The organism is Streptomyces sp. URMC 127, from assembly GCF_051386535.1.
Lineage (GTDB): Bacteria > Actinomycetota > Actinomycetes > Streptomycetales > Streptomycetaceae > Streptomyces.
Genome location: NZ_JBPQTW010000189.1, coordinates 1 through 13,651, shown reverse-complemented (window position 1 = coordinate 13,651; position 13,651 = coordinate 1). Strand labels below are relative to the sequence as shown.

The 13,651-nt window shown below is 74.1% G+C and carries 9 protein-coding genes; 6 read left to right on the top strand and 3 right to left on the bottom strand.

Going from position 1 to position 13,651, the window contains the following annotated elements; genetic code table 11:
* Positions 1 to 840: dihydroxyacetone kinase subunit DhaK (gene dhaK / locus ACSNOH_RS27620; protein ID WP_436724147.1), on the top strand; the 840-nt coding region annotated here is incomplete at its 5' end.
* Between the two features lie 50 nt (positions 841 to 890).
* Here dhaK and ACSNOH_RS27615 read toward each other — a convergent pair.
* The 3 genes from ACSNOH_RS27615 to ACSNOH_RS27605 form a co-directional block, all read right to left on the bottom strand.
* Complete coding sequence (locus ACSNOH_RS27615) at positions 891 to 1,979, bottom strand: M4 family metallopeptidase (protein WP_436724146.1); 1,089 nt, start codon at positions 1,977 to 1,979, stop codon at positions 891 to 893.
* 103 nt (positions 1,980 to 2,082) lie between these two features.
* On the bottom strand, positions 2,083 to 2,760 hold the full coding sequence (locus tag ACSNOH_RS27610) for a LuxR C-terminal-related transcriptional regulator (RefSeq protein ID WP_436724145.1): 678 nt from the start codon (positions 2,758 to 2,760) through the stop codon (positions 2,083 to 2,085).
* Entirely contained in the window at positions 2,753 to 4,618 is a 1,866-nt protein-coding gene (locus ACSNOH_RS27605; RefSeq protein WP_436724144.1) for a sensor histidine kinase, read from the bottom strand. The genes ACSNOH_RS27610 and ACSNOH_RS27605 overlap by 8 nt, the downstream gene beginning before the upstream one ends.
* Before the next feature lie 458 nt (positions 4,619 to 5,076).
* On the opposite strand from ACSNOH_RS27605, the gene ACSNOH_RS27600 reads away from it, so the two are divergent.
* From ACSNOH_RS27600 to iscX, 5 genes are all read left to right on the top strand, one after another.
* Entirely contained in the window at positions 5,077 to 6,171 is a 1,095-nt protein-coding gene (locus ACSNOH_RS27600) for a radical SAM protein (RefSeq protein WP_436724143.1), read from the top strand.
* Between the two features lie 151 nt (positions 6,172 to 6,322).
* A complete protein-coding gene (gene lanKC, locus ACSNOH_RS27595; RefSeq protein WP_436724148.1) occupies positions 6,323 to 8,956 on the top strand; it encodes a class III lanthionine synthetase LanKC in 2,634 nt (877 codons plus the stop codon).
* A 433-nt stretch (positions 8,957 to 9,389) separates the two neighbouring features.
* On the top strand, positions 9,390 to 11,963 hold the full coding sequence (gene lanKC / locus ACSNOH_RS27590; protein ID WP_436724142.1) for a class III lanthionine synthetase LanKC: 2,574 nt from the start codon (positions 9,390 to 9,392) through the stop codon (positions 11,961 to 11,963).
* On the top strand, positions 11,960 to 13,249 hold the full coding sequence (locus ACSNOH_RS27585) for an MFS transporter (protein WP_436724141.1): 1,290 nt from the start codon (positions 11,960 to 11,962) through the stop codon (positions 13,247 to 13,249). Before lanKC (ACSNOH_RS27590) ends, ACSNOH_RS27585 begins: the two co-directional genes overlap by 4 nt.
* On the top strand, positions 13,236 to 13,430 hold the full coding sequence (gene iscX / locus ACSNOH_RS27580; protein WP_436724140.1) for a Fe-S cluster assembly protein IscX: 195 nt from the start codon (positions 13,236 to 13,238) through the stop codon (positions 13,428 to 13,430). Before ACSNOH_RS27585 ends, iscX begins: the two co-directional genes overlap by 14 nt.
* Positions 13,431 to 13,651: the final 221 nt, after the last annotated feature.

Sequence of the window (13,651 nt, the reverse complement as noted above, 5' to 3'; positions counted from 1 at the left end):
GGGTCGGGGCATGAGCCGTTGCACGGGGGGTTCGTGGGGTACGGGATGCTCGACGCGGCGTGTCCCGGGGAGGTGTTCACGTCCCCCGTGCCGGATCAGATGGTGCGTGCGGCGGCCGCCGTGGACAGCGGCAAGGGCGTGCTGTTCGTCGTGAAGAACTACACGGGCGACGTCCTCAACTTCAACATGGCCGCGGAGCTCGCCGAGGACGAGGGCATCCAGGTGGCGAGCGTGCTGGTCAACGATGACGTCGCCGTGACCGACAGCACCTTCACGGCGGGACGGCGCGGCACGGGCGCCACGCTGTTCGTGGAGAAGATCGCGGGCGCGGCGGCCGAGGAGGGGGCGCCGCTGGAGCGGGTGGAGGCGCTTGCGCGCCGGGTCAACGAGGCGTGCCGGAGCTTCGGCGTGGCGCTCGCCGCGTGCACGACGCCCGCCAAGGGCAGCCCGACGTTCGACCTGCCCGCCGGGGAGCTGGAGCTGGGGGTGGGGATCCACGGCGAGCCGGGCCGGGAGCGGCGGGCGATGATGACGTCCGGCGAGATCGCGGACTTCGCCGTCGACGCGATCCTGGCGGACCTGCAGCCGGGCGGCGACCCGGTGCTGGCGCTGGTGAACGGCGCGGGCGCGACGCCGCTGCTGGAGCTGTACGGGTTCACGGCCGAGGTGCACCGGGTGCTGCGCGAGCGGGACGTGCCGGTGGCCCGGACGCTCGTGGGCAACTACGTCACCTCGCTCGACATGGCGGGCGCTTCGGTGACGCTGTGCCGGGCGGACGAGGAGATCCTGCGGCTGTGGGACGCCCCGGTGCAGACACCGGGTCTGCGCTGGGGCCGCTAGGCCACTCGGGTACGGGGGCGGCCGTCGTGCCGCCCCCGTACCCTCACCCTTTACTTGACGTTGACGGCTGCCCACGCCGCCGCGACCCCCGCGTACTGGCTGCTGTCCGCGCCGTACAGGTCCGCCGCCGCGCGCAGGGTCGCGGTGCGGGCTGCCGCGTAGTTCGTGCGGGCGGTCATGTAGAGCGTCAAGGCGCGGTACCAGATCTTCTCGGCGGCGGGGAGGCCGATGCCCTGGACGGGCTTGCCGTCGTAGGTGGGGCTGTCGTAGAAGACGCCGTTCACGTACTTGGGGCCGCTGCCCTCGGCGAGGAGGTAGAAGAAGTGGTTGGCGGGGCCGCTGGAGTAGTGGACGTCGGCGTTGCCGATGCCCGGGTACCAGTAGTCCTTGGAGGCGCCGTCGCGGGAGGGGCGGTCCATCCAGCCGCGGGCGGTGGTGCCGCCCGCGTCGGTCCGCTCCCCGGTGAGGTAGTCGCCGGGGTCGGCGGGGTTGTGCGCGGAGAACTCGGCGGCCGCGGCGAAGATCGTGCTGGTCGCCTCGTTGAGGCCGCCCGCCTCGCCGCTGTACTCCAGGCCCGCGGTGGCCGCGGTGATGCCGTGGGTCATCTCGTGGGCGCCGGCCTCGATGGTGACGATGGTCCGTCCGCTGCCGTCGGCGCCGTCGCCGTAGGTCATGCAGCCGGTGGTGGCGTCCCAGAAGGCGTAGACGTAATGGTTGCCGTAGTGCACGCGGCTGCAGTATCCGCGGCCGTCCCCGTAGATGCCCCGGCGGCCGTGGGTGTTCAGGTAGTAGTCCCAGACGACGGAGGCGATGTAGTGGGCGGCGACGCCGGCGGTCTGCCGGCCGCCGTCGCACCAGTCGTTGTCGGCGTCAGTGAAGAGGGTGCCGTTGCCGGTGGTGGCGCCGTTCAGATCGTACGTGCGGTGGTGGCCGCGCCGCGGGTCGTCGAGCTCGTAGCGGCCCGTGGTGGTGTTGTGCGTGGTGTCGAGGGTGACCTCGCCGACGGTGCTGCCGCCGCAGCCCCTGCCGGTGGCGGGCTCGCCGGCGGGGCGGGCGCCGGCAGCGGCGGGGCCGGACTGCAGGCCTACGAGGAGGAGGACGGCGGCGGGCACGGCGAGGGCGGCGCTCATGCGAAGCATGGAACGAGCGTGCCATCATGAGCGCCTTCTTGTCAGGAGCTTGACAAGCAGTGCTCTTCGACTGCGGGCCGTCCGTGGCTGGTCGCGCAGTTCCCCGCGCCCCTTATACGTCAGGCGCATGCCGCAGGTAGGCGAGCACGGCGCTCACCCGCCGGTGCAGTTGCGGTATTTCGGCGAGCCCGAGCTTGGCGAAGGTGGAGTTGACGTGCTTCTCGATGGTCGACTCGGACAGGCTCAGGGAGTCGGCGATGGCGCGGTTGGTCTTGCCCTCCGCCATGTGCCGCAGGACGTCGAGCTCCCTGCGGGTGAGCCGGGACAGGGGCGCGTCGGCAGCGCGGGCATGGCTGCCCATCAGCACTTCCACGATCCGCGGGTCGACGACGGAGCGGCCGGCGGCCACCTCGCGCAGGGCGCGCAGCAGTTCGTCGACCTCGCCGATGCGCTCCTTGAGGAGGTAGGCGAGGCCGTCGGTGCCGCGCCGGAAGAGGTCGAAGGCGTAGTTCTCGTTGGCGTGCTGCGAGAGCACGACGACGCCGATGCCGGGGTGGGCGGCGCGGATGGAGTGGGCGGCCGCGATGCCCTCGGTGTGGTGTCCGGGCGGCATGCGGATGTCGGCGATGACGACGTCGGGGCGCAGCCGGCCGACGGCGTCGAGGAGTTCGCAGGCCGTGCCCACCGCCGCGAGGACGTCGGCCTCGCCGGTGTCCTCCAGCAGCCGGCGGGTGCCCTCGCGCACGAGGTAGTGGTCCTCGGCGATGACGACGCGCAGGGGGTCAGGCACGGGTCTCCTCCCTCACTCGCTTCTCCTCCCGCACCCGCTCCGGCAGCCGGGCGCGGATGACGGTGCCCTCGCCGGGGCCGCTGGTGACGGTGAGCTCGCCGCCCACCGCCTCGGTGCGGTCGCGCATGCCGGTGAGACCGGATCCGCGGGTGGTCTCGGTGGGGAACCCCGCGCCGTCGTCGCGGACCTCCACCAGGAGCCGGCCCTCGCAACGGGCCATGCGGATGGTGACGTGCGTGGCGCCGGCGTGCTTGAGCACGTTGGTGAGCGCCTCGGAGACCAGGTAGAAGGCGGACTCCTCGACGTCGAGCGCGAACCGCACCCCGCCGAGCGCCTCCTCGCTGTGGACGGTGACGGGGATGGGCATGCGGCGGGCGCAGGAGGTTACGGCGGCGACGAGGCCCTGGTCGGTGAGGATCGGCGGGTGGATGCCGTGGGCGAGCTCGCGCAGTTCGTCGATGACGCGGTACGCGTCGTCCTGCATGCCGGTCAGGGCGGCGTCGATGTCGCCGCCGCGGCGCAGGCAGCTGCGGGCGAGGGCCAGCTTGGCGACGAGGGCGACCAGCTCCTGCTGGATGCCGTCGTGGAGGCGGCGCTCGATGCGGCGGCGCTCGGTGTCCTGGGCGTGGACGATGCGGGCGCGGGAGGCGTCGAGCTCGGCGGCCTGGCGCTGTACCTCCTCCACGCGGGCGCAGAGCTCGGCGGCGAGGCGGACGTTGTGCACGGCGAGGGCGGCCGAGCGGGCCAGGGTCTCGCCGATGTCGTGGTCCTCGGGGGTGCAGCGGCCCTCGGTCTTCGGGCCGTACTCGATGAGGCCCAGCACGTCCTCACCGTAGAGGAGGGGGAATTCGCCGACGGGCGCGCAGGGCGCCCCGCCGGCGCCGGCGGGCCGGGCACCGGCCTCGCCCACGGAGACGGGCAGGCCGTCGCCGCCGAGCCGGACGCGCACCCACTGCAGGCCCAGGCCCTCCTGCAGGCCGGTCGCGAGCCGGGGCGCGAGCCGGTCGAGGTCGTAGGCGTGCTCCAGGGTGGTGCCGAACTGGACGAGGAGCTCGAACCTGCTGAGGCGCTTACCGAAGACGCGGCGCTCGGCGAGGGCGTTGAGCCGGGCGCGCAGCGGCTGGAAGAGGGCCGTGGCGACGACGGCGACGAGCAGCGACAGGCCGACCGGGAGGTACTGGCCGGCGGTGAGCCCGAGGGTCAGCGCCATGCCGAGGTACCAGCTGTTGATGATGATCCACAGGGAGCCGTAGACGGCCGTGCGGCGGATGACGAGGTCGACGCCGAGGAGCCGGTGGCGGAAGGCGGCGTAGACGATGACGAGGGAGACCGCGACGTACGGCAGGGCGCCCAGGAGCGCGCCGACGAAGTAGAGGATGCCCTGCTCGCCCTGCCAGGTGCGGAAGAGCCGGGAGGCGGCCCGGGCCAGGAGGAGGGCCGCGCCGGGGACGGCGAAGGGCAGCAGGGCGGCGATGTCGCGGCGGCCGGCCGCGTGCGCGCGCAGGCAGCGCAGCACGAGGAGGAGCCCGCCGAGGCCGGGCAGCCACGCCTCGGGGTAGTAGAAGACGACGTAGTGGACGGTAAGCCGGCTCATGCCGGTCAGCGGCAGCAGGACGGGCAGGGCCGGCAGCGCCCACAGGGCGCCGAGGAGGCGGCGCTCGTGGGGGAAGGCGTACCTGCCGTCGGGCAGCAGGGCGAGCAGGCGGACCATCAGGACGCCGACGGTCAGGTCGCCTATCTGGCTGACGATCTGGAGGCCGTAGTCGGCGGGCAGGTGCAGGGCCTGGGGCGCCGGGCGGAGGTTCCAGCCGAAGGCGCGGATCAGCAGGGTGCTGGTGTAGCGGATCGCAATGGTCACCGAGAGGCAGGTACCGATCAGCAGAAGTCGCTTTGCGACCGGGCTTGTCGGTGCGTGCCACCATGTGAACAAACCGGCGAAATAGCACGGGAGAACGGACCCCAGGATCCACGGCAGCGTATAGCGGTTCTGCAACTGGGTGGTGCCGATGAGCGTGGCCCAGACCATGCACACCCCGCCGCACACCGCGACGATCCGCATCCCCCGGTTTCTGGCCGCTGCCATAAGGGACATTGTCGCGGGCTTCCGCCACGACCGTCCAGAGAGGGAATCCACCGCCGCACATGGCGGAGAACCCCCGGTGGAGAGCCTCCATACGAATCGGGGGACGGCCGGGTGCCCCGGAAACGCGCCGGACAGCAGACTCGTGGCATCGCGTCAGGGAATTCGAACAGCGTCCGTCCGCGGAATCGACGGGTTCGTCCGCGGAATACCCGAGAAACGGAACGGCGGCTGCCATGAGTCCTTCCCCCGGCCTCCCGGGCCCTTCGTCCGGCCCGGAAGTGATCGTCTGGGACACCACGTACGCCTGTCCCCTGCGCTGCTCGCACTGCTACTCGGAGTCGGGACGGCGCCCGTCCCGGCAGCTCGGCCCGGCGGACATGCTGCGGGTGGCCGACGCCCTGATCTCCCTGGGGCCGCGGGTCGTCGCCCTGTCCGGCGGCGAACCGCTCGTGGTCCGGGGCCTGTTCGAGGTGGCGGCGCGGCTGCGCGACGCCGGGGTGCGGACGTCCGTCAACACCAGCGGCTGGGTGATGAGCCGGTCCCTCGCGGAGCGGCTCGCGGACCACTTCGACGAGGTCATCGTCAGCCTCGACGGGGCGACACCCGAGGTGCACGACCGCATCCGGGGCCGGGCCGGCTCCTTCGGCCGCGTGATGGCCGCGCTGTCCCTGCTGGACGCGGTGGCCGCCGAGCGGATGGACGCCGGCCGCGGGCGGCTGCGCTTCGGCATCGACTGCGTCGTCATCCGCAGCAATTACGGGCAGCTGGAGGACTTCGCCGCCGACATCGCGCACCGCTTTCCCCGGCTGAACACCCTCGCCTTCAATTCCGCCGTTCCCGAAGGCCTCGCCAGCCGCCCGGAATTCTGCCGCCGCGAACTCCTCGACGACGCCCGGGTGGAGCACCTGACCAGCGCCGGGCTGCTGGCCCGGCTGCGCGAGCTCGCTCCCCCGTCCGTATCCGTCTTCACCACCGACAACTTCAACCTCGTGATGAACCCCGAGCGGGTGGCGCGCCGCATCGACACACAGGTGATGCAGGTGGAGCCCGACGGCAGGGTGCGCGGAATCCCCGTCTACGAGGGAACGGTCGGCAGCCTGCTGGAGGAACCCGCGGCGCTGCTGTGGCAGCGCACCCTGGAGCGGCTGAACGACCCGTTCGTCATCGAGACCCTGTCCTCCGTGCGCTCCATGCAGAGCTGGGCGGAGGCCGTCCGGCGCATGGACCTGCGCTTCGCCTCCCCGGAGGACGTGCTGAGGATCGGGCGGCGCTCGGTCCGTACGAATCCCCCGGAATTCGCCGGGGCGGCCGACCCGGTGGCCGGCTGAGATCCCGAAAATTCCACCGGCCCGGGAAACCCCGGGGAACTCGGAAGATTCCAACGGCTTCCAACAACTGCAGAAGGCTTCTGAAAGCTTTGCAGGTTTTCCGAAGGTTTCCGAAGGCCTTTGCCGACGTCGAAAGGAGGGGCCCGCCGTGATGCAGCTGAAGGACTACGACCGTTTCCACCGGGCGGACCCGGACTTCTTCGAATTCCCCGAGCGGCTCCCCGACGCCTCCGGAAGGCTTTCCGCCGTCCTCCGCGAACCGCCGGCGGGCTGGGAGCGCACGGACCGCGGCTGGTGGGTGGAGCTGCGGCCGCGGGCAGTGCGCCCGCCCGCCCAGGGCTGGCTGGTCCACGTGTCCGTGGCGCTGCCGTACGTGCCGCGCGCGGCGGAGATCGTCCGGGGCTTCTGCCTCCTGCGCGGCATTCCCTTCGGCGTCGTCCGCAGCCCGGACGCCGCCCGCGCGCTGGCCGACGACCGCGCCGACCGGCTCACGAGCGGTGACCTGATGACGCTTCACCCGGCGGACGAGGCGGCGCTCGCGGAGACGCTCACCGGGCTGGGCGCGCTGCTGGACGCGCTTCCGGGCCCGTACGTCCCGGGCGGGCTGCGCCACCGCGGCGGCCCGCTGTACGTGCGGTACGGCTCCTCCGGGGCGCTGCGGTGTCCCGCGGAGGCCGCCGCGTACGGTGCCGGCGACGAGCCCCGCCTGGTGCCCGCGCTGGAGCGCCCCGACGGCACGCTCGTCCCCGAGAACCGCCGCCCGGTCTTCCGCTGCCCGGACTGGATCGCCCTGCCGGAGTTCCTGCGCCCGGACCTGGAGGCGCTCCACGCCGTGCCGGAGGAGCCGCTCCCCTACCGCGTGCGGCGGGCGCTGCACGTCACCACCGGCGGCGGCACCTACGTGGCCGAGGACCGTGCCACCGGCACCCCCGTCCTCCTGCGCGAGGCCCGCCCCCACGCCGGCCTCGACCCGCGCGGCGACGACGCGGTCACGCGCCTGGGCCGCGAGCGCGCGGCCCTCCGCCGGCTGGCCGGGCTGGACTGCGTGCCCCGCGTCCTCGGCCACCACGTGCGGGCCGGGCACCACTTCCTCGCCCTGGAGCACGCCGAGGGCCGCAGCCTCGCCGAAGCGGCGGCCGCCGCCTTCCCGCTGACGTCCGAGAGGCGGGCGGCCGAGGAGGCCGCAGCGTACGCCGACCGGGCCCTGGCCGTCGTGGCCCGGATCGCGGGCGCGCTGCGCGAGCTCCACGCCCGGGGCCTGCGCCTCGGGGAGCTCAACCCGAGGGACGTGCTCCTGCGCCCCGACGGGCGCGTCGTGCTGACCGCCCTCGGGTCGGCCACGGACCTGGAGGACGACCGTGTGCCGGCGCTGGGCGAGGAGGGCTTCACGGCGCCGCCCGGCCTCCGGGGCGCGGACGCGACCGCGTACCTGCTCGAAGCGCTGCGCCTGTGGCTGCTGCTGCCGGTTCCGCACCGCAGTCCGGCCACCCTGCGCGTCCTCGCCGGGGCCGCCGAGGAGCTGTACCCGCTGCCGGCGGGCTTCGGCGGCAGGCTGCTCGCGCACCTGCACCACCCGCCGCCGCACACCGGCGGACAGGAAGAGGACCGCCAGGAAGAGGACCACGCCGCGCTGCTCGCCGCGGACGACTTCGACTGGCCCGCCGTCCGGGACTCCCTGGTCGCCGGCATCCACGCCATGGCCACCCCGGAGCGCACGGACCGGCTGTTCCCCGCCACCCCCACCGGCCCGGACTCCCTCGGCGGCCACGCGTTCGGCTACGGCGCGGCCGGAGTCCTCTACGCCCTGCACCGGGTGGGGGCCGGCGTGCCGGACGAGTACACCGCCTGGCTGGTGGCCGCCGCGGAGCGCGACGCCGATCCTCGGCCCGGCCTGTACGACGGGCTGCACGGCGTCGCGCTCGTCCTCGACCTGCTGGGACGCCGGGACGAGGCCCTGGACGTCCTCGCCCGCAGCCGCCCCGCCGACGCCCGCGTGATCCGCCCGGACCTGGCCGGCGGCAAGGCGGGCATCGCCCTGAACCTGCTGAGGTTCGCGCGGGTCACCGGGGACGCGGCGCTCCACGAGGCCGCGCTGCGCACCGCCGGGGAGCTCGCCGCACTCGTCACCGCCGGCCCGCTCACCGCCCGGCCCGGCGTTCCGCCGCCGTACGGCCTGCTGCACGGGGCCGCCGGCATCGCCCTGCTCTTCCTGCACCTGTACGAGGAGACCGGCGCGGCCCGCTGGCTGGATCTCGCCGACCGCGCGCTGGGGTACGACATCGACCGGTGCACCACCGGGAAGGACGGCGCCCTCACGCTCTTCGACGGCACGCACCACCTGCCGTACCTGCACGGCGGGAGCAGCGGGCTCGCGTTCCCGCTGCAGGGCCTGCTGCGGCACCGGCCGGGCGGCGCCAAAGCGGCGACGCTCGCGGCCGTCCGGGACACGTGCCGGGCACTGTACGTGCGCAACGCCGGGCTGCTGCGCGGGCGGGCGGGTGCGGTCGCCACGCTGGCCGCACTGGACGGTCACGGGGGCCGGCCCGGTGCGGCCGTCCGCACCCAGGTCCGCCGCCTGGCCTGGTACGCGCACTCCTACCGCGGGCACCTGGCGTTCCCGGGCTTCCGGATGCTGCGCCTGTCGGCGGACCTGGCCACCGGGTCCGCGGGCGTGCTGCTCGCCCTGGGTTCCGCGTTCGAGGGAGGAGCCGCGGCGGGCGGCGGTCCCGTCCTGCCCTACCTCGATCCGCGGCCGCCGCACCGACGAGCCGAAGAGCGGAGGTGATTCGGATGGCGGAGATCCTGGACCTGCAGGAGCTGGAGGAGGAGACCCCGGCCCTGTGGCCCTGCGCCAACAGCTCGCACAGCACGCTCGGCATGGCCTGACGGCCTGCGCATGCCGGCCGTGCCGCAGACACCGGCGGGAGGAGGTGACGAGCATGTCGGAGATCCTGGAGCTGCAGGAGCTGGAGGAGGAGACCCCCTCCGTGTGGCCCTGCGCCAACAGCTACGAGAGCGCCCGCGGCGTCGCCTGACGCACCGCTGACAGCAGCGCTCACTCACCGTACGAACTGCCGGCCGTGGGCTGCCCGCGGCCGGCAGGCCGGGAAGGCCCGCAGGCCGGGAAGGCCGGCAAGGCCTCGGATGAGGACGCCTCATCAAACACCTCATCAGGACGCCTGACCAGGACGCCGCGCGACGGAGGAGGAGAAGGTCGCATGCTTGCTCAGGGTCATCTCGCCGCGGACCCCTGCTTCGTGGACACGCTCGACCGCATCGACGACGCCGCCGTGCGCTTCGCGCGCGCGGCCGGGCCGCCGCCTCCGGGCTGGCTGCGCTCCGAGCGCGGCGGCTGGGTCGGCTTCCACCGCCCGGACGCCGCCCTGCCGCGGCAGGGCTGGAAGGTCCACGCGTCCGCGACGGCCGACCGGGCCGGGTACGTGGTCGACACGGTGTGGGACTACTGCACCGCACGCGGCATCTCCTTCAAGTTCCTGCGCAGCCCGGCCGTTCACCGGCAGGTCGACAGCAAGCAGGGGCCGCGCTCGGCGGGCGGGAAGCTGGTCACCGTCTACCCCGCGGACGAGCGGGAGCTGGAGCGGACCCTGACGGAGCTGTCGGCGCTGCTGCGCGGCGTGCCGGGCCCGTACATCCTGAGCGACCTGCGCTGGGACGGCGGTCCGCTGTACGTGCGCTACGGCGGCTTCGCCATGGCGTACTGCTTCTCGCCCGAGGGCGAGTACGTGCCGGCGGTCGAGGAGCCGGGCGGCGCTCTCGTGCCCGACGCGAGGGGCACCTCCTTCCGGGTGCCGCCGTGGGCGCAGGTGCCCGCCTTCATCGCCGCCCGCATCCGCGCGGCCGCGCCGGGCACGCCCGGCGGCTTCCCCTACCGCGTGGAGAAGGCCCTGCACTTCTCGAACGGCGGCGGCGTGTACCGGGCGACGGAGAAGGAATCCGGCCGGCGGGTCGTGCTCCGGGAGGCCCGGCCGCACGCCGGCCTGGACGACAGCGGCGCGGACGCCGTCGCCCGGCTGGAGCGCGAGCACGCGGTGCTGCAGCGGCTGGCGGGCCTGGGCTGCGTGCCCCGGGTGTACGCGCGAACGCGCCACTGGGAGCACCACTTCCTCGTCGAGGAGCTGATCGAGGGCGAGTCCCTGCAGGAGGCGGTCGGGCGGCGCCACCCGCTCTTCCGGCACGACCCCGGCGAGGACGAGGTCGCCGCGTACGCGCGCTGGGCCTGCGAGGTCCTGGAACGGATCGAGAAGGCCGTGGCCGAACTGCACCAGCGGGGCGTCGTCTTCGGCGACCTGCAGCCGGGCAACGTCATCGTGCGCCCCGGTGGCGGCGTGTGCCTGGTCGACTTCGAGACCGCGTTCTGCGAGGCCGACGACGAAGAGGAGGGGGCGGGGGCGTCCCGGCCCGCGCTGGGCACGCCGGGCTTCACCGCCGCGTGGGCCCGCTCGGGCCGCGCCGCCGACGCGTACGCCCTCGCCGCCGTGGCCCTCGCGCTGTTCTGCCCGCTGACGCCGCTCCTGCGCTTCGACCGCGGCAAGCATGCGCAGCTGACCGACTGGGCCGAGCGGCGGTTCCCGCTGCCGGCCGGCTACGCCGCGCGCCTGCGCACGGACCTCGCCCCGCCGCCGGGCCTGTCCTGCGCCGAGGACCCGCCGGACGGCTCGCGCTGGCCGGAGGAGTGCGCGGCCGACGGGCGGGCCGCGCTGGACTCCCTCTGCGAGGGGATCCTGCTGAGCGCGACGCCCGAGCGGCCGGACCGGCTGTTCCCCGGTGACGTACGGCAGTTCGACCAGCAGGGCGCCTCCCTGGCCTTCGGCGCGGCCGGTGTGCTGCACGCCCTGTACGTCACCGGGCGCGCGGGCTACGACGCGTTCGGCGACCACGTCGCCTGGCTGGTGAAAGCCACAGAGCGGACGCCGTGGCCGCGCCCCGGCCTGTACGACGGACTCGCCGGCATCGCGTACGTGCTGGACGAACTCGGGCGTCCCGAGGAGGCGCGCGAGGCGCTCGCCCGGCTGGACGGCATCGACCTGCGGGGCTGCGGCGCGGGGCTGTTCGGCGGGCTGGCGGGCATCGGCCTGGCCCGGCTGCACTTCGGTGACGCGGACGCGGCCGCCCGCCTCGCCGGCCGGCTGGCGGACGCCCTCGCCGGTACGGAGCGGCTCGCGGGCAAGGCGGACGCGGTGGGGCTCACGCACGGCTGGTCGGGTCCGGCGCTGCTCTTCACGCATCTGCACGCGGCGACGGGCGAGGCCTCCTGGCTGCGGCACGCGCAGACCGCGCTGGCCCGGGACCTCGGACGCTGCGGAGCGCCCCGCGAGGGACAGCTCCACGTCAAGGACGGGCAGCGGTGGCTGTCGGCGCTCGACCGCGGCAGCGCCGGGATCGCCCTCGCCCTCGACGCGTACGTGCAGCAGCGCGAGGACGCCCACTTCGCGCTGCTGCGCGACCGGATGCGCGACAGCCTGGGCACCGAACTCCTGCTCTCCCCCGGACTCCTGGACGGACACGCGGGGCTGCTGTACAGCCTCGCCCACCTGGCCGGCCCGGGCCCCGCACGGGCTGCACACCTGCGGGGCCTGGGCCTCCACTGCGTACGGTTCAAGGGCCGGCGGGCCTTCGCGATGGACGGGCTGCTGCGGCTGTCCATGGACCTCGCGACCGGCAGTGCGGGCGTGCTGCTGGCGGTGCACACCGCGCTCGCCGGCGGCCCGGCCGGGATGCCGCACGCGCCGCTGCCCTTCCTCGCTCCGTCCTCGCCGCCGCCCGCGCCGTGAGCGCTGCCGTGACGCCCCGGCCCCGCAGGCGCCCCGCCCCGCCCGGCAGCCTCCGCCGCAACCGGGACTTCCAGCTGCTGTGCGCCGGGCAGGGCCTGTCCATGCTCGGCTCGGGCGCCTCGGCCGTCGCGCTCCCCCTGCTCGTCCTGCAGGTCACCCGCTCGCCCCTGCACGTGGGGCTGGTGGAAGCCGTCTGGACGGGCGCGCTGGCGCTGGCGTGCCTTCCGGCGGGCCCGGTCGCCGACCGCTTCGCCCGCCGCACGGTCCTGCTGGCCTGCGAGACCGGCCGGGCGGTGGCGAGCGCGGCCCTGGCGGCCGTGGTCCTCACCGGGGTCTCGCCGCTGCCGGTGCTGCTGGCCGCGGGCGTCGTCCTGGGCTTCCTGACGGCGCCGTTCAACGCGGCGGTGCTGCCGGCGGTCCGGGACGTCGTGCCGGAGAGCAGGCTGGCCACCGCACTCGCCGTCAACCAGGTGCGCGGCCAGCTCGCGTACCTCCTCGGGCCGGTGATCGGGGGCGTGCTGTTCGAGGCGTCGCCGAGCTGGCCGTTCTGGCTGGACAGCGCCTCCTACGCGGTCTCCGCCGCCTGCGTCTGCGCGCTGCGTACGCCCATGCGGCCGCCTGACGGGACGACGCGCGAGGGCTGGTGGCGGTCGTTCACCACGGGGATCGCCTTCCTGTGGGGCGAACGCGTGCTGCGCAGGCTGACCCTGATCGCCTCGGCGCAGAACTTCGTCTTCGACGGGGTGTACCTGGCGATCGTGGTGACCAGTGCCCGCGAGGGAGCGTCGGGCGGCTCGGTCGGGATGCTCACCGCGCTGTCGGCGGTGGGGGCGATGACCGGGGTGGTCCTCGCCCCGCGCGCGGGCAGGCTCCTCCCCCCGTCCCAGGTGCTGCTCGTGACCGGCGTGGTGTGCACGCTGCTCGTCACCGGGATGGCCCTCACCGCGAGCGCGCTGGTGCTCGCCGTGCTGCTGGCGGGCTGCGCACTGGCCGTGGCGGTCGCCGCGTCCGTGCTGACGGTCGCCCGGCTGCTGCGCACGCCGGCACACCTGCAGGGAAGGACGAACAGCGCGATCGGGCTGCTCTTCATGGCCACTCCCCCGCTCGGCTCGTCGCTGACCGGGCTGTTCCTCGGTGAACTGCCGGGCTGGATCCTGTTCTTGTGCTTCGGGGCGGTCCTGGCCCTGCTGGCCGCCGCGTCGCCTCGCAAGGACGCGTTCGCCTCCGCCGGATCTCTGGACCGTTCGAACGGTGTAGGTCACACTCGGGCGCATGCAATGGACTGACATCCAGCAGATTGCGGCACAACTCGCCGCGAAGCACCCGGACCGCGCGCCGCTCACCGTCGAATTCCCCGAGGTCCGCGACCTGGTGATCGGGCTGCGCGACTTCAGCGACGACCCGGCCCGCTACAACGTACGCATCCTGGAGTCCATACAACTCGCCTGGAGCGACAGAAAGGAATGACGCTCCGCGGAGCCGGTGCCTCCGGCCTACCTCCGGTCCCGGAGGCACCGACAGCTTCGAACAGGACATCGTCGGAAAACTCCGCGCCAGATTCTTGTCGCGCACCTGTCAACTTCTACTGATAGCTGGCACCATCCTCTCGATTCACTCCTGCACCAACGGGCAGTCCGCCCTGGGATGTCCGATCCCTCGCCGGGCCGCGGCCCGGCGAGGGATCGGAC